The following is a 25,992-nucleotide window of genomic DNA, read 5'->3' as shown; positions in this document are numbered from 1 at the left end:
CACAACCATCCCAATGGATTGTTTAGTGGTCAAATGCTAGGAAAGGTGGGTTATGTACCATTTCGACCTGTTTATGAAATGGCTACCTGCCCTTTGAGCAGGGCTTTCTCTCCGCTTTCGCGCGCAGAGGGGTCCTCCCTGTGCTCGTGGTGGTGTGATGTGGCAGTCAATTCTGGATCGGCGAAAGTGGCGCATTTCACATCGTTTGGGGCTTGACCGGAAATGCGCCGAGTCGCGCCTCTGGTGCGGTTCCGGATGGGCGCTCCTGCTTCATGCCGACGTGCCACGGACTTTCGCCCCTGCTTCGTGAAGGCGTTCCGTGGAAGGATGGGCGAAGCCGCGGAGTTGCCGTTCCGTGAGCGAGGCGCCGCACCGGTGAAGCCGACCGGGGCGCCGGATCAGGCGAGTGGTCTCACCACCGCGAAGTGTCGTGCCCGCTGTCCGGGCCGACTGTGAACGCGAACAAGCGGGAATTCCTCATGACTTGTGGCATCGCGGCGGCATATTGCTGTCGATTCTCCCTGCCGGACGAACCGTTGGGGCGCTCTCCCGTCGAGCGCCGGACGGCCCGGTCGTGACGCGAAGACGGCGAACGGCCTGCCTCGTGGCGGCCGTTATCGCCGGCGGCGCGATGACACAGACGGCCTGCGGCGGTCCGGCCTCTTCGGCGCACCCGCCCGGGTCGTACGACGTGGAGGTGCGGGCCGACTCGCCGGCCCTCTATCTGCCGCTCGGCGCCGGGCACGGCGCGAACCGGTCCGCGGGTGCGGTCGAGGCCACCTGGCATCACGCACCCGGGGTCACCTCCATGCCCAACGGGAACCAGGCCTCCCTCTTCGACGGGACCTCCCAGTATGTGGAGGTCCCGGACAGTGACCGGCTCTCGGTCACCACGACCGGTGAACTCACTGTGGAGGCGTGGATGCGGCCCGACACGCTGACCTTCGCCAGGACCGCGGGCACGGGCTACGTCAACTGGCTGGGCAAGGTCTCCGGCAAGGAGGCCCGGGTCGAGTGGCTGGCCCGTATGTATTCGCGGGGCAACACCGAGGAGCGCGCCAACCGCATCAGCGGATACGTCTTCAACCGCGGCGGCGGCCTCGGCGCCGGATCGTACTTCGAGGACCGGGTCCGCCCCGGCGAATGGATCCACTTCGCGCTCGTCATCAACACCCGTGAGAAGAGCGCCGCCTATCCCACCGGGTACGTCAAGGTCTACAAGAACGGCGTGCTCCGTGACCAGGACGCCCTGGACGACTACGACATCACCCCCAGCAACACCGACGCCCCGATGCGGATCGGCGCCGCCGGCACCAAGTCCTTCTTCAAGGGCGCGATCGGCAAGGTGGCCGTGTACGACTCCGAGGTGCCCCGGTCCCGGCTCGCCGCCCATTACCGGGCCATGGACGCGGGCCGGCGATCCGTCGCCGGAACCTGATGCCTGCCCCCCCCCGGAGGTCCGCGAGTTTCGCCGGCCGGCTCGCACGGGCGGTTCGTGACGCCCTTCTGGACAGCGGGGTCCCATCGTGCTGTCATGTCCGCGGCGCCATTTCCAACGTTGTAGAAACCCTCGGTACCTTCGTTCCCGGAAGCGCCGCGGAGCCGGATCCCGATGATCCGACGTTTCGGACCAGCCCTGCCGAACCGGGCGGGACAACGTTGTCACACTGCAAGCGGACCCTTTGCGGAAGGCAGGTCACCTGCATGTCAGTGAGCAGACGGAGAGCGCTCGCCTTAGGCTCCGGTGCGCTGGGCGGCGCGGTTCTCGGAGGTGCGTCCGCGGGGGCCGCGGTCGCCGCGCCCCGGCCACGTGCCGAGACGACGCCGGCCGACGCGTTCCGGAAACTCCCGCCGGGAAGCGTGGTCGCCCGTGGCTGGCTCGCCGGGCAGCTCCGGCTGCAGCTCGCCGGTCTGTGCGGGACGTACGAGAATTTCTCGCACTTCCTCGACTTCACCGCGACCGGCTGGGTGCATCCCGAGCACGACGCCTGGGAGGAGGTGCCGTACTGGCTGCGCGGCTACATCCCGCTGGCGATCGCCACCGGCGATGCGCACGCCCTGGCGCGGTCGCGCGAGTGGGTCGACGGGATCCTCGCGACCCAGCAGAGCGACGGCTTCTTCGGGCCGCGCGCCCTGCGCACGGCACTCGGCGGCGGGCCGGACTTCTGGCCCTTCCTGCCGCTCCTGCAAGCACTGCGAACGCACGAGGAATACACCCACGACCAGCGGATCGTGCCGTTCCTCGTGCGTTTTCTCCGCTACATGAACGCCCAGGGTCCGGGTGCCTTCAATACCAGCTGGGTGTCCTACCGCTGGGGCGACGGACTCGACATCGCCGTATGGCTCCACCGCCGTACCGGTGAGGCGTTCCTGCTGGATCTCGCCGCCAAGATGCACGGTCACGGCGCCGACTGGACCGGGGCCACCCCGAGCCGGCACAACGTGAACATCGCCCAGGGCTTCCGCGAGCCGGCCCAGTACGGGCTGCTGACCGGCTCCGCGGACCTCGTCCGGGCCACGTACCGGGCCTACGACACCGTGATGGGCGCCTACGGGCGGTTCCCCGGAGGCGGGCTGGCCGGGGACGAGAACTACCGGCCCGGATTCGCGGACCCCCGGCAGGGCTTCGAGACCTGCGGCATCGTCGAATTCATGGCCAGCCACGAGCTGTTGACGCGGCTCACCGGAGACCCGGTCTGGGCGGACCGCTGCGAGGACCTGGCCTTCAACATGCTCCCTGCCTCACTCGACCCCGACGGCAAGTCCGTTCACTACATCACCAGCGCCAACAGCGTCGACCTCGACAACCGCCCCAAGACGCAGGGGCAGTTCCAGAACGGCTTCGCCATGCAGGCCTTCCAGGCGGGCGTCGACCAGTACCGGTGCTGCCCCCACAACTACGGCATGGGATGGCCGTACTTCACCGAGGAACTCTGGCTCTCCGGCGCCGACGGCGGCCTCGTCGCCGCGCTCTACGCCCCGAGCCGCGTCCGGGCCACGGTCGCCGGCGGAACGACGGTCACCGTCACCGAGGAAACGGGATACCCCTTCCAGGACACGATCACCTTCACCGTCTCCACGCCGAAGCCGGTGCGCTTCCCCCTGCAACTGCGGGTCCCCGGCTGGTGCACAGGGCCCCGACTGCAGGTCAACGGCGTGGCGGTCGCGGCCTCGGACGGCCCGTCCTGGGCGCGGATCGATCGCACCTGGAGCGACGGCGATGTCGTCCGTCTGCGGTTGCCCCAGCAGGCCCGGCTGCGCTCGTGGCCCGGCCAGCACGGCGCGGTCAGCGTCGAACAGGGCCCTCTCGCCTATGCGTTGAAGATCGGCGAGCGCTACGACCGCTACGCGGGGGACGACAAGTTCCCGGCGTACGAGGTGCACGCGACCACCGCCTGGAACTACGGCCTGCTGCCGGACACCTCACTCACCCCGGCGCGGACCGGCTCCGCCGTCCCGGACCAGCCCTTCACTCCCGGCACCACGCCGGTCTCCATCTCGGCGCGGGCCCGGAAGATCCAGGAGTGGATCGCCGACGACGAACACGTCGTCGCACCGCTGCAGGACTCTCCCGCCCGCAGCGACGCGCCGGTCGAGACGGTCACCCTCATCCCCATGGGCGCCGCGCGCCTTCGCATCGCGTCCTTCCCGACGGCGGCTCCCGACGGCAGGCCCTGGACACCCGAACCCCCCTTCCGCAGACTCGCCAACAAGAACAGCGGCAAGGTCCTGGCCGTCGACGGAATGTCGACCGAGAACAGCGCACGCGTCGTGCAGTTCGACAACACGGGGACGGGCGACCACGCCTGGCAGCTCATCGACAGGGGCGACGGCTGGCATCTGATCCGCAACGGGAACAGCGGCAAGGTGCTCGGCGTCGACCACATGTCGCTGGACAACAGCGCGATCGTCGTGCAGTTCGAGGACAACGGAACGGACGATCACCTGTGGACGCTGGTCGACAACGGCGACGGCTGGTACCGCGTCCGCAACAAGAACAGCGGCAAAGTCCTCGGTGTGGACCGCATGTCCACCGGCAACAGCGCACAGGTCGTCCAGTACGACGACAACGGCACGGCCGACCACCTCTGGCGCTTTCTGTGAACACCTGAGCCCGGGGGCGGCCGGAGCGATGATGTCCGGACCCGGCCGCCCCCGGGCCGGATCCCCCTGCTCGCGCCGCCGCCCACGCCGGACCGTCCTCAGTCGAAGAGGGCCACGAGGCCGTTCACCCAGATCGCGAGGACGGCGACGACCGCCACCAGGCATCCGGCGCCCGTCAGGACGTCGGTGAGGCGGCTGCTCGTGCCGTCCGGCTCGGGGGCGGAGGGTGTTGTGTCCCAGTCGACGTCCTGTCCCAGGGCGTCGGAGCAGGCCGCCCGGACCGTCTCCAACTGCTCTTTGGCGAAGGGCGTTCGGGCGAGCGACTCGGAGCCGCGCCAGGCGAGTGCGCGCATGCGCTCCGCGGCGTCGCCGTATCTGGCCTCGAAGGCCGAGGTCTCGGCCTCGTCCCGGTCCGACTCGAGGTACATCCAGCGGCCCGCCTGCGCGGGCTCGTCGTACAGCCGGTATATCTCGGCGAGGCGGCGCCGAAGCGTCAGGTCGTTCGGGAAGGACGACACGAGCCCGCGCAGGCGCTGGCGCGCGGCGGGGACCCGGCCGGCGGCCAGGTCCGCGTCGACTCGTGCGAGGGTGTCTTTCAAGGGCATATGCCAATGATCGACTCCCGGACGGCGGCCGTCGACTACTTTTGGTGCTCAACTGCCCTGGTCACAGGCATTCGACTCGGCAGGGATTCGACTTGGCCGGAATCGAGTGGAATTCGGGCAGGCGTTCCGGTGGCACCGGTTCCCGTTCTTCCCGGGAAACTCCGTCGGCACCGGCATGCTCCGTCGGCACCGACATGCGAACGGCGGAGCGGGCCGCCGCTTCGCCGCCGGGTCTCTGCCAGGATCGTCGTCCATGGGCATCGACATGACACCGGCCGATGTGGCCGACTTCCACCAGGTCCTGGCCGATCACTCCCGCTACTGGGGCGAACGGGACCTGCGCTCGCTGCATCTCCTGGCGTTGGTGCGGGAGTTCGGCTCCACCTGTCTGGTCGCCCGGGCCGAGGACGGGATCCGGGGGTACGTCTTCGGTTTCGTCACACCGGACGGCACCGGTTACGTCCATCTGATCGCCACCCGGGACGACACCCGGGGCACGGGTCTCGGCCGCCGCCTGTACGCCGCGTTCGCCGAAGCGGCGGAGCGTCAGGGCGCGCGGCGGTTGAAGGCGATCACGTCCGTCGGGAACACCGGCTCGATCGCCTTCCACCGCAGCGTCGGCTTCGATGTGGAGATCACCGACGACTACGACGGCCCCGGCCGCGCCATGGCCGTCTTCCGCCGCGAACTGCCGCTCGCGTCCTGACACTTCAGGACACCTGGGCGACCCGGTTGAAGAGCCGGCCGGCGATGTCGATGCCGGTGACCGTTCCGGCGGCGTCGCGGGAGAAACAGCCGCGCTGTCCCGCGAGGCCGCCTTCGGTGACGACGTACTCGTCACCGTCACCGGGAAGGAAGCCGATGCCCGCGGCCGGGTGGTCCGGCGGCATCTCCTCGTCGGATGCCGCACGGATCTCCGGCTTGATGCCCACCCCCAGGGTGAGGCGGGCGCCGTCGACGGCGATGTCGAGCCGCATGGCGTCGATCTCGTAGCGGCCGACGACCTGCCGGGCCCGTTCCTCGTCGTACGGGAGCGGCCGCGCAGGCTTCTCGGTGACGCCGAGGCAGTGCTCGAGCGCCCACCGCACGACGGACTGGTTGAAGGGGTAGCCGTCCGGACCGAGGTTGGCCAGGGAGACCACCGCGAAATCGCGCTCGGGCACGATGAGCAGTTCGGCGAACTGGCCGTTGCCCGACCCGCCGTGACCGATCCCGCGCAGGCCGCCGAGGTCCTGCAGGAACCAGCAGATGCCGAAGCCGTCGCCGAGGGTGCTGCCGCGGAGTTCCACCGTCCGCTCACGCATGCGGTGCAGCTGGGCGGCGGGCAACAGGCCTTCTCCGTCGCCGAGTTGGAACCGTGCCCAGCGCAGCAGGTCGCTCGCCGAGGAGGCGAGTCCGCCGCCGGGGTTGTCGCCGCGGGCACCCTCCTTGAAGGCGTTCCAGGGCCGGGCGACGCGCAGTTCGCCGTCCTCGGCGCGGTTGTGGCCCACGGCGAACTTGCGGACCATCGCTTCGGCCAGCCCGTACACGGTGTCCGTCAGGCCCAGCGGCTCCAGCAGGAGTGATGCCATGGCCTGCTCGAACGGCAGGCCCGTGACCTTCTCGACGATCCGGCCGGCGAGGTTGTAGCCGGCCTGGCTGTACGAGGCGCGGGTCCCGGGCGGTGCGATCAGCGGGAGTTCGGGCAGTTTCGCCACCAGACCGGCCAGGGAGCGGTCGCCCCTGCCGTCGTCGATCAGGTTCCATTCCAGGCCCGCGGTGTGGTTCAGCAGGTTCAGGACGGTGATCCGCGCCGCGGCCCGCTCGTCGGCGAGCCGCAGTTCGGGCACGTAACGCCGCACCGGCGCGTCCAGATCCACCTTTCCCTGCGCCACCAGGCGCATCAGCGCGGTCGCGGTGAAGGTCTTGGACACCGAGGCCAGGGGGAACAGGGTGTTCTCGTCCACCGGCAACGGGTGGGCGAGGCTGGTCGCGCCGTGCGATGCGTAGATCTCCCGGCCGTCCATGAACACGCCGACGACCGCCCCGGGAATGCCGTGTTCCGTGGCCTGCGACGCGACGAACTCCGACAGCGTGTGGTGCGACATGGCTCCTCCTGGGCTCGCTCGAACTAAGTACAAGCAGGAGCGTAGGAGTGACTTGAACAAAGTGCAAGGAGCTCCATGAACTAAGTTCAAGTAAAGTGGTGGGCATGCCGCGAGACACGCTGACCGCAGACCGGATCGTCCGTGCCGCCATCGAGCTGCTCGACGCCGAGGGGCTGGACGGCCTGAACATGCGCAGCCTCGCGCACCGCCTCGGTTCGGCCGCCACGGCCGTCTACTGGCACATCAAGAACAAGGACGACCTGGTCAGGCTCGCCAGTGAAGCGGTCTGGGGCGAGGTCGAGCTGCCCGACCTGGACACCACCGACTGGCGGACGGCCGCGGACGCCCACGCCACCGGCGTGTTCGCGATGCTCACCCGGCACCCCTGGCTCGTCCAGGCGTTCGGCAGCCATCTCCTGTACGGCCCCGCCCAGGCCCGGCACAACGACTTCAGCCTGGCCGTCTACGAGAAGGCCGGCTTCGAGGCCGCCGACGCGGACCGGGCGGCCGCGGCCGCGCTCGCCTTCGTGCTCGGCAGCACGCTCGGGCCGGCCGCGCAGGTCTCGTTGAACCGCCGGCTGGGCAAGACCGGCGAGGACCCGGGCCAGTTGGTGGCGGACGCCATGGCTCAGGCCACCGAGACCGCGAAGCAGTTCCCGCACCTGCGGAAGCGCCTCGACACGGCGGCCGCCGCCGAGTACACCGGTGCCCCGGACCACGCCTTCGAGTTCGGGCTGCGGTCCCTGCTTGACGGATTCGAGGCCCGCCTGGCCGCCGACCGTGCGGACGCGAAAGGCTGACGGACCGTCACCGTGCCGTTCGTCAAGGGGAACAGTGCGGATCGGTCATGGTCCGGGTCGGCCGAGGGGCCGGCGTCGGCCGGTCGTCACCCGGTGCGGACGGGGGAGTAGGACATCTGGAAGGCGAGCCGTTCGTCGGCGCCGTCGCCGATGCGCGTGAGGACGTCGTCCAGGTCCAGGAACTCCTCCCAGGCATGCCTCCCGCTCGCCGTCGCCAGACCGGCGACGACCAGGCCCTCGAGCTCGGGGACCCGTTTGTTCTTCCAGATCTTGTCGGCCAGGCTGACCAGCAGGTCCTCCATCGCGATCCCGTCGTTGGTCCAGGAAGCGTGCGTCGCTGCGAAGCGCGCCCTCGCGGAATCGACACCCCGTGACACGAGCAGCTCGCGGCCCGCCGGCTCGTGCCGTGCGCCGGGAGCCGACAACTCCTCCGGGTGCAGGGCCTTTCCGATGTCATGGGTCGCCGCTCCGAAGAAAACAGCCTCCGGATCGACCCCCAGGTCGAGGCCGCGGCCGTCGATCCACACGAGGAGTTGCGCGGCGACATCGTGAACGGCCCGCAGATGGGCGACCAGTCGCGGAGGAGCGCCGACGTCGTCCAGCAGCGTCGCGGCCTCGGCCAGCAGGGGGCGCAACGGGGGTCCGGGGGATTCCTGAAGGGCTATCGACAGTACGGGCGAGGTCGTCACCGCGACAGGGTGGCCCTGCCCTCACTGGGAGGGCCGGGTTGTTGCCCCTGCCTTGCGCGACCGGCTCGTCGGGAGATCGGCGGGCCGCCCGCTGTCGGAGGCCCCTTCAGGTGTGCGGCACTCATGTGTCATTGTTCTATTCGAAGGCGAACAATGATGCGAGGGGGACCGAGATGAACGTCGTCCGCAGGTGTGTCCTGACGGCTGCTCCGTTCGGCGTGGCCGCCGCTGCCTACGCCGCCGTCTTCCGGGCCGGCCACGACCGGCTGCCCGACCGGATGGCCACCCACTTCTCCCTGGACGGCACGGCCGACGGCTTCATGGGCCGCACGGCCGCACTGTGGTCGGGAGTCGGCGTGATCTGCGGTGTGGGAGTCCTGTTCACGGTCCTGGCCGCGGTCGCCATGAAGGGCGCGGGAGCACGGATGACGGCCGCGCTGGGCGCCGGTACGGCGGTGCTCATCGGCTACGCGCTGATCGCCACGGTCGTCGCCGACACCGGCGTCGACGACCCGGCGGACGCGCGGCTGCCCCTGTGGCACCTGGCCGTGCTGCTGGTCTTCGTCGTGGCGGCCACCGGCGCGCTGGTGTGGTGGCTGGCCAGGACCGGGCCGCGACCGGCGCCCGCGTCGGAACCCCCTTCGCTCCCGCTCGCCGAGGGCGAGATGGCGGCCTGGAGCCGTACCGTCGTCACCCGCGTGCTCCTGATCCCGGCCGGTGCGATCACCCTCGGCGGCCTCGGTACCCTGCTGTTCGGTCCCTGGCAGGTGGGCCTGCCGCTCCTCGTCCTCGGCCTGGTGTGCGCACCGATTGCCGCAGTACGGGTCACCGTCGACCGGCGTGGATTGACCGTCACCTCGACACTCGTGCCCAGGCCCCGGCTGCACCTGCCTCTGGACGGCATAGCCGACGCGGACAGCACGCGGATCGACGCCATGGGAGACTTCGGCGGCTGGGGGTACCGGATCCTCCCACACCGCCGGGGCCTGGTACTGCGCTCCGGGGAGGCACTCTCCGTTCGTACGGTGAAGGGACGCGACTACGTGGTCACCGTCGACGACGCGACGACTGCGGCCGCCCTGCTCAACGGCCTGGTCGCCCGTCACGCGGGGGAGCGTGCGCCGGGATGCTGATCCGTGTCCTGCCCGGCTCGCCCGTACCCCTCGGCGAACAGATCGCCGCCTGTGTACGGGGGGCGATCGCCGACGGCAGCGCGGCGCCGGGGGAGCGGCTGCCGCCCGCCCGTCAGGTCGCCGCGTCGCTGAACGTCAATGTGCACACCGTGCTCCGCGGTTACCAGCGTCTGCGTGACGAGGGACTGATCGAGCTGCGCCGCGGCCGGGGCGCCATGGTCACCACGGCACCCGGGATCGCGCACCGGGCCCGGCTCACTGACGCCGTGCACGGTCTCGTCGCCCAGGCCCGCGAACTGGGCCTGTCCGACGAGGACTTGCTGGCCCTGGTGCGCGACGGCCTCGCGGGCGCCCCCGCCGTCACGGCCGAGGGTTCCGGTCCGGCGGACGAAGTGGAGTAGTGAGCCGGGCCCGGGTCGTGACGTCCCTGCCGGATGTGCGGACGGGTCCTGGCCGGCATCGGGCTCGTCCGGTCGGCCTTTATTGGTGCTGCGTCAAGTGCCGGGCGTGGCAGCTGGATCTGGGGAGGTGGATCACCGCTTGGGGTCAACGTGCCTGAGCGGCGCCCGCGTCGGGGGCCGGGCCGCGTCGGGAAGGTTTCGACGTCGCGCCGTCCGGCCGTGGCCGTTCCTTCCCGATGACGTCACTCCGCCGCCGTGATCTTGCACCTTGCGCCCGCTCGGACGCAGCGGAGCCGGGCCGACGGTGATCGCGGACGGCGCCTACCTGGTCACCGGGCTGATCGTCCCGCACCGCAAGTGAACCGGACGCCCGCCTCCTGCGCGGGCAGGAGGCGGGCGAGCCGAACACCGACGCGTGGGAGCCCGCGTCGAGCACACCTTCGCCCGCATGAAGAACTGGAAGATCTTCCGCGACTGCCGTCAGAAGGGAGACGGCCTCCACGACGCCGTCCAGGCCGTCGTCACCATGCACAACCTCGCCATCGTCGGGTGGGAGGTCCCAGAGAAGGCACGACGCATGAGTGTCTGTTCGGCGATCGTCAATAAATCCCACGAGTGCGTGATGTGAATGCTCCCATCGCGAGCGGCCCGAGCCAGGTCCTCGTTCACCCGCCTCGTTCGATCAAGAATTTTTGCGGGTCGACAGACGCCCGCGCTATCTGCGGTCGCACCGGGCGGCAGACGAACACGAGCGTCACGGCATGGAGCAGAGCGATCGCAGCGTGCCATTCATATGACCCTGTGTAGCCCGCTATAACGTGAAAATTTGCCAGGACGGTCCAGTCCGGCATTTTGCTGAACGACTGCCCGCCGGTGGCCTGGATTCGATGTCGTTGATGCTTCAAAGGCTGCGAACGCGGCTGACTAAGAACTCCTAACGGAATGACACTTTGGGGTCGGCTCCTCGTTGTGGGGTGCCGTCGGGCAGCATGGGGCGATGGACTTCGATCAACCGCTGCCTCGCGAGCTGAAAGCCGTCGATTCGGCCTTGCTGTTCAGGCTGGAGGGGCGGGCGTGTGAACTCGGCCTGAGCCAGCGGTTGGACCCGGTTTGGGTGCAGGCGAATGCGGCGCCCGACGGTACCCACTACTTGTGGCCGGCCTTGTGGCACAGCCTGTCCCACCGCCCGGACGTTCCACGTCAGTTGCGGTGCGAGCTGTTGATCACTCTGCGCGCGGGAGACCGCGTGAGGAGTCTGCTGGACGTGCTTCCGGACGACTTCACCCCGCTGCCGAAGGTGACCTCACGCGAAGAAGGCATGCAGGTCAGCCAGCTCATTGACCGTGCTCCTTCGGTCCGGGAATGGCTACTCCGGGAGGGCGAGGGCTCGGACCGGCTGTGACAGGCGTCGCCAGCAGATGAGTGCGCATCCCAGGGTGAGGAAGGCTTCGTGGATGTCGTCGCGGATCTCCCAGCGGATCCGCAGGCGGCGGAACCAGTGCAGGTGGGCGAATGCGCGCTCGATAAGCCAGCGTTGGGCTCCGAGCCCGGAGCCGTGTTCGGTGCCGCGGCGGGCGATCAGCGGCTTCACGCCGAGCGCGCGGACGAGGCGGCGGTATTTGTCGTGGTCGTAGCCGCGGTCACCCAGCACGACGTCGGGGCGGCGCCGAGGTCGGCCGCGCTTGCCCGGCACGGGCGGCACGGCCTGGAGCAGGGGGATCAGCTGGGTGACGTCGTTGCGGTTGCCGCCGGTCAGGGTGGCGGCGAGCGGGATGCCGGTGGCATCGGTTATCAGATGATGCTTGCTGCCCGTCCTGCCCCGGTCAACAGGGCTTCGTCCCGTCTTGGGGCCCCTTTTAACGCCCGGATGTGGGAGCCGTCGACGGCCGCCCGCGAGAAGTCCAGGGCGTCCGCGCTCCGGAGCTTGGCCAAGAGTGCTTCATGGAGGCGGGGTTACACGCCGGCCTCGGTCCACTCGGCCAGGCGGCGCCAGCACGTCATGCCCGAACCGAAGCCGAGCTCCTGCGGCAGGTGTTCCCAGGCGATCCCGGTGTGCAGCACGAACAAAATGCCCTGAAACACCTGCCGGTCCGGATGCCGCTTCCGCCCCGGATGCCGGAACCGACGCTCAACCTTCGGCAGTAGCGGCTCGATCACCGCCCACAGCCCGTCCTCGACATCCCACGGCTTCCGCCGAGTCACCGCGCACCCCCAGATCAACGGCCCCGGAGTGATCCAACCACCTTGAAGATCATTTCGTTAGGAGTTCTAAGGGCCTGCCGATCATCAAGGTGTTGCTTTCGGGGCTGGGGCTCGTTGGTGTCGTATGCGCATCCCGGACAAAACTCGTGAGCAACTTGCCGTGAAGTTGGCGGTGTTGTTCCCGCATCCGGACGCCGCCGTTCGAGCCCCTGGACCCGATCACTGGTACGGCGCCTTACGGGGAATCGCCGGGGGACTTACCTTCTTCCAGCGTGCCATCCGCGCCGCCAGCGGCGGAGTCGGGCTGCACCATCGACACACGATCTACATCACGAAATTGGACTGGAGTATTAGGCACGATAGAGCGCGTGTTGGGGTGCACCAGTCTCCCACCGAGAGTCATCTCCCGCGCCCGTCGGGCAAGTTGCCGGGGCGCGGGAGATGACCGCCCGCTACCGACAGGCACGGGCGCCGGAACTACACGTGACCGTCTCCGAGCTTCCACTCACGGTTCAACGCGCCCAGCGGAATGGCGCGTTGGAACACGGGCGTGCCGAAGACGGACAGTTGCATCCGCAGGGTGCCGGTCAGATCGACACCGCCGTAGAGAGCCCAGGCGCCCGTGGCAGTGGCCTCCGTCTTCACCGCGGATCCCGTCGTGGTCGTGGTGCCGGCCGAGCCCGTGGCCTCGCCCCGCAGGTAGGGGGCCAGGTCGGCGGTGACACCGACGGCGCCGTAGAGACCGACACTGGCCTCCGCGCCGAGGGCCGCCTTCACCCGTCCCGCCGCACTGACGGAGGTACGCACCGGACTGCTCGTCATGTGCGACTCGTCGACCGGCGTCCAGCCCTGGGCGGGACCGAAGGCACCTCCGGCCTTGAAGTCACCCTTGAGATGCTGTTCCACGTCGAGCGTGACGACTCCGTCGGCGCCGATCTGGAAGTAGCAGGTCAGATCGAGGTTCACCACGACGGGGATCGGGCCGACCTGGAGGACGGGGTCGGCGTGCAGCTTTGCGAACGGCACCCGCCGGGGCTGCGCGGAGGCGGCGGCGCGCCCCCTCACCGCCCACTGTGCGTCCCAGTCGCCGGAGACGCCGAGGTAGGCGGTGCCGGGCCCCGAGTCGGCCGCGCCACCGCCGTAGGAGAAGTCGACATCCGGCGCGACCTGCACGAATCCGGAGACGGACGCCGACGCCGAGGCAGGCGCCCCGGGCGCCGTGGCCACCTTCGCGCCGACGTCGATGCGCAGGTTGCCGAGCGGAACCTTCGCCCCCTCGGGGCCGACGTGGACGTCTCCGGCCTTCGCCCACGAGACCTGCACGTCCGGCAGCAGTTTCTCGACGTCGAAGGAGGCCGGGTCGACGGGGACGGAGCCCTTGGCGTCGTCGTCACCGAGCAGCGTGTCCAGGGTCGTCGGCGCGGTCTGCACCTCGGTACCCTCACCGCTCTCGCCGATCACGTCGGTCACCCGGGCGAGGAGGCCGTCGGGGGCGCCGGGCGCCGGGGCACTGGCGATGACGTCGCCGACGGCCGTGCCGTGCGGCTCGGCCGAGGCCCCGGTGGACGGGGACGGTGGCTGCGTGCCTTTTCCGTCCGAACCACCTTGGCCCACACGGGATATGACGGCTCTTCGGGTCTTGCTGTCGTACGACGCCACCTTGAGGGCGGCCCGGTGGGCCCGGCCGCCCGGCTCGCCTGGACGGGCGACGGCGGTCGAGGTGGCCGCCGCCTCGGGGGCCGCGGCGACGGCGAGCGGCCGCCCGGCGTCCTGGATGACGGAGGCCGAGGCTGCGGCGGGACGTGCGCGGTCGGCACGGGAGGACGGCTCCGCGGGACTGGCGGAGCAGCCGGCGGCGAGGAAGAGGGCGGATGCGGCGAGCGCGGGCACGACGGCCCGCGGGGCCCGCTTGCGGATGCGCAAGTTCAGTCCTTGAGGGGGGTGGGGGGTGACTCGGGATTACCGACGGGTAATCAGAGGCGAGGGTGTCATGAACCCGTGAAGCCCCGCCTCGCGTTTCGGCGCCCGCCGGGGTGATGTGTGCCACGCCCGTCCGGAACGACCCGAAGAGTCGTCGACCGCTCAACCAACCTGGCTGTAAACAAACATGACGCGGCATCAGTGGACGTGTCAACCCGGCCTTGAGGGTCTGGGAGCGGTCTCCGCCCGCGTCGCGGATGTCCTTCCCCTGTGGCGTGGAGTCCGTGATGGCAGGGGAGTTGGGGTCCAAGCGACCGATGTGCGCGTCTGACCTGACGGCGGCGCCAGTGTGACCGGGATGGGCGGCGTCTTGCCGAGGATGTCGGCGAACTGCCAGGCTGTGTCCTCCTCGATCTCGGGCCGCTTGGCAGGCGGTCTCCGCACTCCGGCATCACCCGTGATCTCAAGGCGATGCAGGGGTTCATCACCGTGCGCCACTGTCAAGGAGTCCAGACGGGGAGCAGTTGCCATCAGCGGAACGACTTCATCTACGTCTTCCCTCGGGCGACCGTCAACGCCTCTTCCCTGCTCAAGTCGCATCCAGAGGTTGCGAGTTCGCTGATCGATGCCGTGGTCATGTCATCGCAGAAGGAGTGGAAGGAGCCGGGCGAGAATCTGAACGCCGCGGTGCGTGCCGCGCTCAATTCACCCCAGGTGCTCGATGCGATCCCAGACCGGTCGATCAATGTCAACCCCCGGATCACCGGTGTCCTGCGCGACCGTGACGGGGTCAGCATCGGCGACAGGTGCCACACGGCCGACTTCAAAGCCGTCATGGTCGAGCTCAGGAAGCCACAGAACCTGCCCAAGCACGTGGTCAAGGAATCCAAGCGCCTGATGGCCATGGCCACCGAACTCCGACGGAAGGCCTTGGCGGGGAAGGAGCCTCCCACCGCTCCTTCCCCGCCGCCTGCGCCTTCAGGGCCCTCCAGGCCATTCAGGCCGTCCGCGCCCTCTGCGTACGCGCCCCCGATCAAACCGCGTCGGCGCGTCAGGAGCGTGTCTGACCCGGACGGATTGCTGCCACCCCCTTCCTTGCGAAGCCCGAACCACACGCCGGAACCTCCGTCGGGTCCTCAAAGCCCCTCGTCGGGACGCGGGTTCGGTCTCTGGTGTTCTGGCCGGGAAGCTACTGGGTTGGCGGGTCATTCCTGCTTGACCATGACTCCCGTTGTTGCACCACCTCACGCGCCACCTCCTGCGCTATCTCCTGCCGCATCCCCTGCCCTCGACCATCGACCATCGACCGACCTTTTCAACACTCCAGGTCAGTAGGTCTCTTACATGTGGTCGGGGGAGCTGACATCCCCTCTACGCCACCCAGGCCCGCCCCGAACACCAGGAAAGGGAAGTGTGGGGGTGAGGTGCGGGCCGGGCGGCGGGTCAGGGGATCGGGCGGCGAGTCGAGTGTTCCGCACGGCGGCCGCCGCGCGGTCCCGCCAGCACGTTGCTGCCGGGCGCGGTCAGCAGCAGATCACGGCAGCAAGCTGTGGGTCATTGACCCCGCAACGCGCTCCGGGCCGTGCTGCCCGACGTGACAGATCCCGGTGGCAGCACGCTAGACGATCAACGGACTCCTCCGACCGCGGTGTTCTCGACTACAGGACCAGACTCCCCGGCGTGGCTTGGAGTGCCGCCAGGCTCTTCGCCGACGGACCGGCGAGCGACAACACGGACCAGCCCGACGGCAAGGGCTGGGACGACTACCCGATGGCCGACGAGTACGCACCGGGCAAGTTCTGGGTGGTCTGGGAGTTCGACACCACGCGCATCAAGACGAACAGGCTCGACGTCTCCGACGCCCCCTGACCAGCCCACCCCGACAGCTTCTGCCCGCCGGGGCGTTGACGACAGCGCTCCGGCGGCCGCGCACCGCGGCAGTAGGTTGGGCACATGACCGACTCCCTGCCGCCCGGCGGTGCCGTACTCGATGCCGACGCGGTCGAAGCCCGGTGGGCGCACGCCTGGCGGCCGGAGCAGGTCGCGGAGCGGCTGTCCGGGGTCCGTACGCCCTGGTGCGTCGTTGCGGGATGGGCCCTCGGCCTCTTCCGCGGCGGGCAGTCCCGGCCGCACGGCGACCTGGAGATCGCGATTCCCGCGGCGGGATTCGAGGAGATCCGGGACCGCTTCCCGGAGTTCGCGTGCGACGCGGTGGGTTGGGGGCGTGTCTGGGCGGACGCGGGCGCCGAGGAACTGGCGGCCACGCACCAGACATGGTTCCGGGACCCGGCGAGCGGCCGGTATCTGTTCGACGTCTTCCGGGAGCCGCACGCGGGTGGGACGTGGATCTGCCGGCGCGACGAGACGTTGCGGCTCTCGTACAGCACGGTCGTCGAGCGCACCGCGGACGGCATTCCCTATCTGGCAACGGAGTTGGTGCTGCTGTTCAAGGCGAAGGCCGTCCGGCCCAAGGACCGGCGGGACTTCGACGGTGTGCTGCCCCTGCTGGGTCCCGAGCGGCGGGACCGTCTCGGCGGGTGGCTGGAGCGGGTGCACCCGGGGCATCCGTTGCTGGCGGCGATCGGCGACCGGGCGATACCCGGGACGAGAGGTCCTTTGCCCACGTGACAGTGAACGCGGACGACCGCCATGCCGGTGTGCGCCGTCGGCCCGGGCGATGACCGAGGACGGACGCGTGAGCGAGGAGGGAAGCGTGACCGGGGAATCGAGCGCAACCGGGGATTCGAGTGTGGCGGGGGCGTCCAGCGTCACGGGCCATTCGAGCGTCGCGGGGGCGTCCGGCGTCATGGGGGACGCGGGCGAGGTCGCCCTGAGCAAGCAGGACCTCCGGGAGGTCACCGGGTTCGCCGCTGCGTGCGCGGAAGCCGTGCTCGAGGTGTTCGAGGCCGATCGTCCGGACGACACGCGGCCTCGGGAGGCGCTCGCCGCCGCGTGGGCGTTCGCCGGGGGCGGTGAGCGGGGCAAGCTGCTGCGCGACACCGCTTGGGCGGCACTCAAGGCGGCCAAGAGCGCGGACACCCCGGCCGCGGGCGAGGCGGCCCGGGCGGCGATGGCCGCCGCGGGCGCCGCCTACCTGCATCCCCTGGCCAAGGCCACCCAGGTCAAGCACATCCTGGGAGCGGGCGCCCACGCGGCCAGGGCGGCTGAGCTCGCCGTCGGCGACGATCCGGGCAGGGCCGATGAACTGGTCGGGCAGGCGGTGCGCCGGGCGACACCGGCTGTCGTGGACGTGCTCGAACGCTTTCCGGCGGCACCGGCCGGCGGCGGACGTGTGGGTGAACTGACCCGGGCGCTGGACGCCGCCCTTCGTTCACGCAAGGGCACAGGAGAGCCGGCCTAGGGTCTGTGGGCAGCTCGCGTCGTCGCCCACCGGGCAGACGGGAATTGTCAGACAGGCCTAAGATCACCTGCATGGCCCTGATCATGAGTGACGTGGACCGGTTCGAGGCTGCCAGGCCCCGGCTGGAGGCCATCGCCTACCGGCTGCTCGGCTCGTCGGGCGAGGCGGAGGACGCCGTGCAGGAGACGTTCCTGCGCTGGCAGGCGGCCGACACCGGCCGGATCGAGGTGCCCGAGGCCTGGTTGACCAAGGTCCTCACCAACTTCTGTCTCAACCAGCTCACTTCGGCCCGCGCGCGGCGCGAGACGTACGTGGGACGGTGGCTCCCCGAACCACTGCTCGCCGGGGACACGATGCTCGGCCCCGCCGACACCGCCGAACAGCGCGAGTCGGTGTCGTACGCCGTCCTCGTCCTGCTGGAGCGCCTGTCGCCCAAGGAGCGGGCGGTCTACGTCCTGCGGGAGGCCTTCGACTACCCGCACCGGGAGATCGCCGAGATCCTGGACATCACCGAGGCGGCCGGCCAGCAGATCTACCACCGGGCCAAGAAGCACGTCGCCGAGGGCAGGGCGCGCACCGAGGTCGACGAGGCCGCCGCCCGGCGGATCGTCGAGGAGTTCCTGGCCGCGGCGACCAGCGGCCGGACCGAACCGCTGGTCCGTCTACTCACCCAGGACGCGGTCTCGGTCGGCGACGGCGGCGGCAAGGTCCCCGCCCGTGCGAAGGCGTTCGAGGGCGCGATCGCGGTCGCCACCTTCCTGCGCGGCCTGTTCAAGCCGAGCGACGCGAAGCGGAAGTACGTCGGCGGGGCGCCCGCCATGTACGCCACCACCGCCAACGGCGGGCCCGCGGTCGTCGCGGTCGTGGACGGCCGTGTCGTCGGGATCAGCTGCCTGGAGGTCACCGAGGACGGCATCGTGGCGGTCCGCAGTCAGGTCAACCCCGACAAGCTCCTCCGCGCGACCGAGCGGTGGGCCGCGATGGACCACGACGAGGAGCCCCTCTACATCCTCTGAGGTGATGTGACGCAGGTCACATCTGAATCCTGTCAGGAAACGCGGGGCCGCCCGGTTCAAGGGGCGACACCACGCCGGACAACGGCGGACCCCGCTCAGACAGGAGCACGGACATGCAGCACCGCATCGTCGTCCTCGGCGCCGGCTACACCGGAGCCACCGCCGCCGGCCGCCTCGCCAAGCGGCTGCGCCGCGAGGACGTCACCATCACCCTCGTCAACCCCGAGCCCGACTTCGTCGAGCGCGTCCGGATGCACCAGCTCGCCACGGGCCAGGACCTCAAGCCCCGCCCGTTCGCCGAGATGTTCGCCGGTACGGGCGTGGAGCTGAAGGTCGCGAGCGTGACCGCCGTGGACGTGGACCGCAGGACGGTCTCCGTCACCGGCGCCGACGGCCCGGCCGAACTCGCCTACGACACCCTGGTCTACGCCCTCGGCAGCGGCTGGAGCGACGGGGGTGTCCCCGGTGCCGCCGAACACGCCGACGAGGTGGCCAGCCGCCCGGGCGCCCGGCGCCTGCGCGACCGCCTGGCCGCACTGGAGGCCGGCCGGCCCGTGGTCGTCGTGGGCGGCGGTCTGACCGGTCTGGAGGCCGCGACCGAGATCGCCGAGGCCCGCCCGGACCTCGCCGTCTCCCTGGCGGCCCACGGCGCCCTCGGCGACTGGCTCTCGGCCAAGGGGCGCAGCCACCTGCGCAAGGTCACCGACCGGCTCGGCGTCGAGGTCCACGAGAACGCGGCGGTCACCGCCGTGACGGCCGACGGCGTGGAGACGGCCGACGGCCGGAGCGTCCCCGCCGCGGTCACCGTCTGGACCACCGGCTTCGCCGTCCACCCCGTCGCCCGGGCCACCGCCCTGGAGACCACGGAGCACGGCCGGATCGTGGTCGACGCGACGATGCGCTCGGTTTCCCACCCCGACGTGTACGCCGTGGGCGACGCCGCGATCGCGACCGGCCCCCAGGGCAAGCCCCTGCGCATGTCCTGCGCCTCGGGCGTCCCGATGGCCTGGCAGGCCGCCGACGCCATCGCCGCCCGGCTCACCGGGACCAAGGTGCCGCACGTCTCGATCCGCTACTTCCAGCAGTGCGTCTCCCTGGGTCGCGGCGAAGGCCTGATCCAGTTCGTCACCGCCGACGACCGCGCGGTCGACCGCACCCTGACGGGCCGCACGGCCGCGCTCTACAAGGAGCTGATCTGCAAGGGCGCGGCCTGGGGCGTCGCCAACCCGACGCTGGGACTGCCGTCCCGGCGCCGCCGGGTGGTGCGGCAGGACGTCCAGGACCTCGCGAGGGAGGGCGTGAGTGCCTGAGCGTTCGGGCCGGGAAGCCCCGACGGGCTCCCCGGCCTGCCGGGCCCCGACAGGCTCCCCGGCCCGTCGGCGGTCTTGCCGACGCCTGGCTCAGACGCCGGCCGCCTCGGTGAAGCGGGCGGTGACGTCGGCCCAGTCGACCAGGTCCCAGAGCTTGGCGACGTAGTCGGGGCGGACGTTCTTGTACTGCAGGTAGTAGGCGTGCTCCCAGGCGTCGAAGACGAGCAGCGGTGTGCTGCCCAGGCCCACGTTCCCGTGATGGTCGTAGACCTGCTCCACGATCAGACGCCTGCCCAGGGGTTCCCAGGCGAGCACGCCCCAGCCCGATCCCTGGACGCCGGCGGTGGCGACGGTGAGCTGCTTCTTGAACCGCTCGAAACCGCCGAGGTGCTCGTCGATGGCGTCGGCGAGGGCGCCGTCGGGGCGGTCGCCGCCGTCGGGGGACAGGTTCTGCCAGAAGATCGAGTGCAGGACGTGGCCGGAGAGGTTGAAGGAGAACGTCTTCTCCAGCCCCACCAGGGGCGCGGGCGCGATCTCGTCCCGGTCGCGGAGCTCGGCGAGCTGCTCGAGCGTGTCGTTGGCGCCCTTGACGTAGGCCGCGTGATGTCTGGCGTGGTGCAGCTCCAGGATCTCGCCGGTGATGGCCGGTTCCAGCGCGGCGTAGTCGTAGGGCAGGTCGGGAAGCACGTAGGCGCCCATCGGGCAGGTCCCCTTTCCGGGTGGGTGATCTTCCCGGAACACCCTAGACCTTTATTGCAAGCAACTTGCAACAACGAAATGAGTGCAGCAACATGGTCCTTGGCGGGGCCGGCCCGTCAGTCTTCGGTTCCGAACGCCGTTCCGTCCGTCCGGCGGGTCCTTCCCGGAGAGTGATCGTCTTCTCACCCGGCACCAGCCGGTTCCGGCCGGCCCCGCTCCTGCCCGCGGCTGGCTCGTGTGCGGGGTCCGACCGGCGTTCCGTGGCTGTGGGGGACGGTCGTAGGGGATGGCTGTAGGCCGGTCGTCAGGCGTGCTCCGGCACTCCGAGGACCGCGCACACCGTCCGTGCGATGTGGGGCGGGGTGGCTCCCGGGTCCTGGGCGGGCAGCAGCATGTGGCTGACGGTGAGGCGTATGGTCAGATCGGCCGCCGCAGCGCGGCGGTCGTCGTCGGCTCCGGGGACCGTATGGTCGAGCCATGCGCGGAGCAGTCGCCGGGTGCGGGAGAAGACCGGTTCGGGTCTGCTGGTCAGGAAGGGCAGCAGACCGTCGGTGCCCCCGCGCGTAGCGGTCAGTACGGCGCCGACGAACGGGTTGACCTCCGCCTGCTCCAGAGCGTGGGCGACAGCGGCCTGGAGCGCCTGGGTGAAGTTGCCGCGATGGGCGTCCAGTACGGCGGCAAGGCCGATGAGGAACGCGTCCGTCTCGTGCTCCACCAGGGCGCGGCCGATGCCCGCCCGGTCGCCGAACTCCTTGTAGATCGAGGGGCGTGACACCTCGGCGCGCAGGGCGAGGTCGGCCACCCGGACACGGTCCCAACCGTCCTCTGCGGCCAGCGACTTGGCCTCGGTGATGACCCGCTCGCGCATCTGCTTGCGCCAGGCCACGCGGGGAGGATCCGGCCGGAGGTGCGGCGTCGCGGAGGCGGGAGCTTCGGACATGGCCGCAGTGTGCCATGGGAGGGAAGGGGGTCGGGGGTGATCCTGGCGGGCGGTTGGCTGTTCGTGGCGGACTGTCGGTGGCGGGCGGCCGGCGACGGGGGGCGGGGCTCGGGATCGCGCCCCGTTTTCGCCGTCGACGGCGTCAACACCCTTCTCCACGCGCTTCCGCCGGTCCCGCCCGGGAGTCGGCGGAAGCGCGCTTGGTGACGAGAGTGCCACTGTCCGTGCGCTTCGACAAAGGGGGCCCGTTGTCAACTTTCTGAGTGATCGTCAGATGGCTGAGGTGGTCCCGGGTGAGCGCCCCGATGGCCGGGCCCGTCTGTCCCGGGTGAGCGCCCCGACGGTCGGGCCCGTCCCTCCCGGGTGAGCACCCCGGCGGCCCTGCTCGTCCGTCCCGGGTGAGCGCCCCCGGCGGTCACGCCCTCGGTCCCTGGCCGGCACGCACCAGCCGCCACGCCTCGGTGAACAGCGCGGGCAGGGTGTCCGGCAGCAGCTCGAAGCCGGTCACCTCACCCCGGTAGGTGTTCAGACGCGCACCGAGCAGCGGACCCTTCCAGACCTCCATCGGCGGCAGGGGCTTCTTCGCGTGCGCCCACGGACCGGGCAGGAAGAGGGTGCGCCCCGCGCGAGGTCTGCGGTCCTCCACCACCAGGCCGGCGGCCACCAGTTCCGCCGAGGCCGCCTTGTGCCGGGCCGGCGTCCAGGCGTTCCAGCGCCGCACGCCGCGGTCGGACGGCGCGGGGAGTACCAGGATCTGGAGATAGAGAGTGGCGGCGTCCTCGGAGAGGCCGAGCGTCTCGGCGACTTCGGCGACCAACTCCGGGACGCAGGCGCGCGGGTCCGACTCGTAGCGGCCCGGGGGCAGTGCGCCCGGTGCGACGCGGGCGGCGATGCGCTCGCAGGTGCCGTCCGTCAGCCAGTCCAGGCGCCGGCTCCGGTCGCGGCCGCGGACCAGCGCCGTGTGCAGGAGCGCGTCCGGCGCGTCGCCTCCGGCCGGTGCCTCACGCAGCCGGCGGACGGCCGCGGGCAGTCCCTCGCGCACCGGGTCCCCGGCAGGGAGATCCATGTACGCCCATGCCTGGCCGGCGAGGACGGCGTCCACGACGCCACTGGCCTCGTAACTGCCCGTGACGTCCCACGGGGCGCGCGGACGGCCGTTCCCGGCCGGACCGGACCGCATCGCCGGGGAGGCGTCCGGTCCCTGGGTGGAGCCCGCCGGGTCGAGGAAGAGCCGGCACAAGTGGGTCGCGGGTATACGGGTGCCGAGCGCGACCGCGGCCTGCCAGGTGCTCCACGGCGCGGCCGGGTGGGCGCCCTGCCGCTCGCCCCAGGCCGCGGCGATGCGCTCCGCCAGCCGGGCAGGGCCGCCGGGTTCCCACAGGTCGGCGGGGTCCTCGGGCAGCACGTCGGCGAGCAGGGCGAGCCGGTCCCCGTTGTTCAGCAGCCATGCCAACTCAGCCTGTGCGGAGTCGAGTTCGCCGCTCTTGAATCCAAGGACGGCCCGCTCGTGCTGATCGAGGAAGGGCTTGTAGTAGTTGTGCGTACCGGGGTTGCCGGCCAGCACGAGGGCCGCGGCGGGGCGACTCAGTCCCGTCGCCTCACTCAACGTCACAGCGGCGTCCGCGTCCCAGGTGAACGGACCGCGTTCCCGGACGAGTTCCACCAGGCGCAGCAGCTGCCCGGGAGTACCCCAGCCGACGTGGCAGTCCGTGACGTCCAGCGGTTCCTCGGGGCGCGGCGCGCCTACGCCGCCAGGCACCACGGCCTCGAAGTAGAGAGAAGTGCGCGCCCCCGGCAAGTGGAGGCCGAAGGAAACCCCCTGGCGGCTACGGACGTTGAACGAGGTCGTCCCGGCGAGCCGGCCCACGCGGAAGCGGTAGGCCGGATCGGCGAACGGCGTCCCCGCCCACATCTCCAGGAAGCCGAGCGCCACGTCACGGCGCTCCGGCCGGGTCGCCGGGGACGCCACGCGCAGGGCGAGCGCGCCGACACGGCCGACGAGTTCCGTCCACCTCCCCGCACCGGGCAGCCGGACCTCGCCCGCGCCCCGCTCGGGCGCCCGGCTCGCCGCGCGTTCCGCCCAGGTCTCTTCCGGGGACAGATGAACGTCCTGGTCGCCGGGACCGAGCGTCCGGCTGTCCTCGACGTAGCGCCCGATGCGCCTGATGTCGTCGAAGGCGCCCGCGTTCCAGCCGTCCGGGACGGGGACGAGCCCCTGCAGGGTGGCGCGCAGGGCGTGGGCGTCCCGCACGAGCGGAGTCGAGGGCCGAGCCGAGTCGATCGCGTTCATGGGTCCGATCATCCCGGACGGCACCGACAACGGGCCCTGCGGACGGCGGCTACGGGCCTCGCCTTCCTTCCCCCGCCCTCAACAGCCCTCCGCCGAGCTGTCGTTACGCCCTACCGGTCGTCGTCACCGTCCAGCAGGCGACGCAGTTTCCGCGCGTAGCAGGGATCGGGCAGGACGAAGCCGCCGGGCTCCTGCGAGGGGTGCGACAGCTTGCGCAGCGGGGCCGACGGGAAGGGCCATCGCGTCTCGACGGACCAGCGCACCCCGCTCAGTTCGGCGCCCGCGAGGTCGGCACTCCGCAGGTCGGCACCCGAGAGATCGGCTCCAGTCAGCCGGGCCGCGCGGAGCGACGCGCCCTGCAGGTCCGCGCCGCGCAGATCGGCGCCGGTGAGGTCGGCGTCGGACAGCACCGCGACCATGAGGTTGGCGTTCGCCAGCCTGGCCCCGGTCAGGTTCGCTTCCGTGAGATGGGTCGTGTACAGCTGCGCTTCCGACAGATCCGCACCCGTCAGGTTCGCCTTGCCGAGGTAGGTGCCCGCGAGGTCGGCGCCGGCGAGACGGGCGTCGGACAGCTCGGCGAACGGCATCATCGCAAAGGACAGTTGAGTCTGCGTCAGGTGCGCCCCCGCCAGCCGCGCCCGGATGAGGATCGCGCTGTCCAGGTTCAGACGGGAGAGGTCGAGGCCGGCCAGCACGCCTCCCGGGAGGTAGACCATCTCCTCGACGAGGTGCCGCAGTTCCCTGACCGGGGGTGTCCGCGGGTCCCGGCAGGCCTCCGGGTGGGCGCGCTGCCAGTCGGCCAGTTCACGCACACGGTCGAGGCCGGTCACAGACATCGGCATGACGCGGGTCCGGGGGACCGGGTTCAGGGCGGGCGACGAAGCCCCGACATCCAGGAGGACGGTCGCGTCGTACGGGGAAGGGGCGCCCGGCGCTGCCCCGGTGGAACCGGCCACCCCGGCCCCGGTGTGGGCCGCCGCGTCGGGGGCGATGTCGGCCGGACCGTGCGCCCGGGTCCACGCGTCCATCGCGGCCCCGACCATGCTCCGCGCCGCTCGCGCGTCGGCGGGCCGGTCGTCCGGTCCCGGAGCGAGGAGCGCGAGGATGAGCGCGTCGACCTCGGGAGGCAGCGGCTCGCCGGAGCTGGCGGAAGGCGGGAGGGGCAGCCGCCGCTCGTACAGGCCGCCGCACTCCGGGCGCGCTCCGGTCAGCAGTTCGTACAGGACGCAGCCGAGGGCGTACAGATCGGCCCTGCCGTCGGTCGTGCCGGGTGCGCCGAGCTGTTCGGGCGCCATGTAGGCGGGGGTCCCGACGGCCTGGCCCGCCAGGGTGAGCCGGCCCGCCGGATTGGGCTCCTGGACGAACCGGGCGATCCCGAAGTCCAGGAGCTTCACCGTTCCGCCGGGCGTCACCATCACGTTGCCGGGCTTGATGTCCCGGTGCAGCAGCCCGGCCGCGTGTGTGACCTCCAGGGCCCGGCAGATCTGTGCGGCCCAGTCCAGGATCAGGGGCACCGACGCTCCGGCCGCGGCCCGGTCCAGGGTGTGTCCGGCGACCAGTTCCATGACGACGAACACCGTGCCGTCCGCGTCCTGCCCGTAGTCGAGCACCGCCACCACGCGCGGGTCCCATATCCGCCCCAGCGCTCTCGCCTCCGCCGCGAGCCGTTCCTGCGTGGCGGGCACGCCGTACGCGGACGGCAGCACCTTGAGCGCCACCGTGCGTCCGATCCGCTCGTCCTCCGCCCGCCACACGACCCCCATGCCGCCCCGGCCCAGTTCGTTCTTGAGCCGGTAGCGCCCGGCGAGCAGTGCCTGTGTCATGGCTCCCCCTCGACAAACAAATAGTGTCACATCGACGAGAATTCTCGTCGATGTGACGCTAGCTCAGTCGTGGGTGCCCGGACAACCCGGCCCGGGCGGTCAGCGCACCACCTCGTCGGCGAGCAGGTCCATGAGAAGGCCGTCGTGCCAACTGCCGTCCGGGCCGCGCTCGTACCGCCGCATGACGCCGACCGGGCGGAAGCCGACCTTGGTGTAGCAGCGGATCGCCGCGGCGTTGTCGGCCGCCGGGTCGATGGTCAGGCGGTGATGGCCGTGGACGTCGATGAGATGGCAGGCCAGTGTGCGTACGGCGTCGGTGCCCAGGCCCCTGCCGTGCACCGCGGGATCCAGGAAGAGGTCGATGCCGGCGTGCCGGTAGTCCGGCTCCTCCTCGGCGTGCCACTGGATCATGCCGATGATCCGGCGGTGGTGCTCCACCGTCAGGCACCGGGTGCCGGCGTCCCGCAGATCGGCCGCGACGTCCGCCGCGAGATCGTCCCCGCCCCGCCACCGGGCACGTACTTCCGGTGTGGCCCGGATGGCGGCCAGGGCGGGGACATCGGCCTCGACGGTGGGCCGGAGGACGACAGAAGCGCCACGCAGTACGGTCAT

General features: G+C 70.8%; 21 protein-coding genes and 2 pseudogenes. 13 read left to right on the top strand and 10 right to left on the bottom strand.

Features of this window, described 5'->3' with window-relative positions; genetic code table 11:
* Positions 1-631 precede the first annotated feature (631 nt).
* A complete protein-coding gene (locus ACH4S8_RS06005) occupies positions 632-1,438 on the top strand; it encodes a LamG domain-containing protein (protein WP_398391321.1) in 807 nt (268 codons plus the stop codon).
* Positions 1,439-1,704: 266 nt separating this feature from the next.
* Positions 1,705-4,104: a beta-L-arabinofuranosidase domain-containing protein gene (locus ACH4S8_RS06000; RefSeq protein WP_398391319.1), complete on the top strand. Its 2,400-nt coding sequence runs from the start codon at positions 1,705-1,707 to the stop codon at positions 4,102-4,104.
* A gap of 98 nt (positions 4,105-4,202) precedes the next feature.
* Here ACH4S8_RS06000 and ACH4S8_RS05995 read toward each other — a convergent pair whose 3' ends face one another.
* Entirely contained in the window at positions 4,203-4,709 is a 507-nt protein-coding gene (locus ACH4S8_RS05995; RefSeq protein ID WP_398391317.1) for a DUF6584 family protein, read from the bottom strand.
* Between the two features lie 253 nt (positions 4,710-4,962).
* Between ACH4S8_RS05995 and ACH4S8_RS05990 the strand changes: the two genes are divergently transcribed.
* The gene (locus ACH4S8_RS05990; RefSeq protein WP_398391315.1) at positions 4,963-5,415 is read left to right on the top strand and encodes a GNAT family N-acetyltransferase; all 453 of its coding nucleotides are present in this window, start codon (positions 4,963-4,965) and stop codon (positions 5,413-5,415) included.
* 4 nt (positions 5,416-5,419) lie between these two features.
* Here ACH4S8_RS05990 and ACH4S8_RS05985 read toward each other — a convergent pair whose 3' ends face one another.
* Entirely contained in the window at positions 5,420-6,796 is a 1,377-nt protein-coding gene (locus tag ACH4S8_RS05985) for a serine hydrolase domain-containing protein (RefSeq protein ID WP_398391313.1), read from the bottom strand.
* A 104-nt stretch (positions 6,797-6,900) separates the two neighbouring features.
* Between ACH4S8_RS05985 and ACH4S8_RS05980 the strand changes: the two genes are divergently transcribed.
* Positions 6,901-7,596, top strand: a complete 696-nt coding sequence (locus ACH4S8_RS05980) for a TetR/AcrR family transcriptional regulator (protein ID WP_398391311.1) — start codon at positions 6,901-6,903, stop codon at positions 7,594-7,596.
* 86 nt (positions 7,597-7,682) lie between these two features.
* Here ACH4S8_RS05980 and ACH4S8_RS05975 read toward each other — a convergent pair whose 3' ends face one another.
* Entirely contained in the window at positions 7,683-8,285 is a 603-nt protein-coding gene (locus ACH4S8_RS05975) for an HD domain-containing protein (protein ID WP_398391308.1), read from the bottom strand.
* A 173-nt stretch (positions 8,286-8,458) separates the two neighbouring features.
* Here ACH4S8_RS05975 and ACH4S8_RS05970 point away from each other — a divergent pair, with 173 nt between their 5' ends.
* From ACH4S8_RS05970 to ACH4S8_RS05955, 4 genes and pseudogenes are all read left to right on the top strand, one after another.
* The gene (locus ACH4S8_RS05970; RefSeq protein ID WP_398391306.1) at positions 8,459-9,418 is read left to right on the top strand and encodes a DUF1648 domain-containing protein; all 960 of its coding nucleotides are present in this window, start codon (positions 8,459-8,461) and stop codon (positions 9,416-9,418) included.
* Positions 9,412-9,819, top strand: coding sequence for a GntR family transcriptional regulator (locus tag ACH4S8_RS05965; protein WP_398391304.1), 408 nt, complete (start codon positions 9,412-9,414; stop codon positions 9,817-9,819). Before ACH4S8_RS05970 ends, ACH4S8_RS05965 begins: the two co-directional genes overlap by 7 nt.
* Positions 9,820-10,114: 295 nt before the next feature.
* Positions 10,115-10,363, top strand: a pseudogene (locus tag ACH4S8_RS05960) (transposase family protein); the annotation flags it as partial.
* 453 nt (positions 10,364-10,816) lie between these two features.
* The gene (locus tag ACH4S8_RS05955; protein ID WP_398391302.1) at positions 10,817-11,221 is read left to right on the top strand and encodes a hypothetical protein; all 405 of its coding nucleotides are present in this window, start codon (positions 10,817-10,819) and stop codon (positions 11,219-11,221) included.
* Here ACH4S8_RS05955 and ACH4S8_RS05950 read toward each other — a convergent pair.
* Positions 11,186-12,021 (bottom strand): annotated as a pseudogene (locus tag ACH4S8_RS05950) (IS5 family transposase). The gene ACH4S8_RS05955 and the pseudogene ACH4S8_RS05950 sit on opposite strands and share 36 nt — an antisense overlap.
* 477 nt (positions 12,022-12,498) lie before the next feature.
* Positions 12,499-13,938, bottom strand: a complete 1,440-nt coding sequence (locus ACH4S8_RS05945) for a hypothetical protein (RefSeq protein ID WP_398391742.1) — start codon at positions 13,936-13,938, stop codon at positions 12,499-12,501.
* A 1,683-nt stretch (positions 13,939-15,621) separates the two neighbouring features.
* Here ACH4S8_RS05945 and ACH4S8_RS05940 point away from each other — a divergent pair.
* From ACH4S8_RS05940 to ACH4S8_RS05920, 5 genes are all read left to right on the top strand, one after another.
* A complete protein-coding gene (locus ACH4S8_RS05940) occupies positions 15,622-15,810 on the top strand; it encodes a hypothetical protein (RefSeq protein WP_398391300.1) in 189 nt (62 codons plus the stop codon).
* Between the two features lie 84 nt (positions 15,811-15,894).
* A complete protein-coding gene (locus ACH4S8_RS05935) occupies positions 15,895-16,569 on the top strand; it encodes a nucleotidyltransferase domain-containing protein (protein WP_398391298.1) in 675 nt (224 codons plus the stop codon).
* A gap of 67 nt (positions 16,570-16,636) precedes the next feature.
* A complete protein-coding gene (locus ACH4S8_RS05930) occupies positions 16,637-17,302 on the top strand; it encodes a putative immunity protein (RefSeq protein WP_398391296.1) in 666 nt (221 codons plus the stop codon).
* Positions 17,303-17,373: 71 nt separating this feature from the next.
* The gene (gene sigJ / locus ACH4S8_RS05925; RefSeq protein WP_398391294.1) at positions 17,374-18,318 is read left to right on the top strand and encodes an RNA polymerase sigma factor SigJ; all 945 of its coding nucleotides are present in this window, start codon (positions 17,374-17,376) and stop codon (positions 18,316-18,318) included.
* Between the two features lie 113 nt (positions 18,319-18,431).
* Complete coding sequence (locus tag ACH4S8_RS05920) at positions 18,432-19,628, top strand: NAD(P)/FAD-dependent oxidoreductase (protein ID WP_398391292.1); 1,197 nt, start codon at positions 18,432-18,434, stop codon at positions 19,626-19,628.
* 90 nt (positions 19,629-19,718) lie between these two features.
* On the opposite strand, the gene ACH4S8_RS05915 is transcribed toward ACH4S8_RS05920, so the two are convergent.
* From ACH4S8_RS05915 to ACH4S8_RS05895, 5 genes are all read right to left on the bottom strand, one after another.
* Positions 19,719-20,327 carry a superoxide dismutase gene (locus tag ACH4S8_RS05915; protein ID WP_398391290.1) on the bottom strand — a complete coding sequence of 203 codons (609 nt, stop codon included), beginning with the start codon at positions 20,325-20,327 and terminating at the stop codon, positions 19,719-19,721.
* Between the two features lie 304 nt (positions 20,328-20,631).
* Complete coding sequence (locus ACH4S8_RS05910; protein WP_398391288.1) at positions 20,632-21,267, bottom strand: TetR family transcriptional regulator; 636 nt, start codon at positions 21,265-21,267, stop codon at positions 20,632-20,634.
* A gap of 415 nt (positions 21,268-21,682) precedes the next feature.
* Entirely contained in the window at positions 21,683-23,557 is a 1,875-nt protein-coding gene (locus ACH4S8_RS05905) for a hypothetical protein (protein ID WP_398391286.1), read from the bottom strand.
* A 110-nt stretch (positions 23,558-23,667) separates the two neighbouring features.
* Positions 23,668-25,380: a serine/threonine-protein kinase gene (locus ACH4S8_RS05900; RefSeq protein ID WP_398391284.1), complete on the bottom strand. Its 1,713-nt coding sequence runs from the start codon at positions 25,378-25,380 to the stop codon at positions 23,668-23,670.
* Between the two features lie 99 nt (positions 25,381-25,479).
* Positions 25,480-25,992 (bottom strand): GNAT family N-acetyltransferase, encoded by a 513-nt coding sequence (locus ACH4S8_RS05895; protein WP_398391282.1) that lies wholly within the window; start codon positions 25,990-25,992, stop codon positions 25,480-25,482.

The sequence above is a fragment of the Streptomyces sp. NPDC021080 genome (genome assembly GCF_044333225.1).
Lineage (GTDB): Bacteria > Actinomycetota > Actinomycetes > Streptomycetales > Streptomycetaceae > Streptomyces.
The sequence above is the reverse complement of the archived record's forward strand: the minus strand, read 5'-3'. Positions and strand labels throughout refer to the sequence as shown.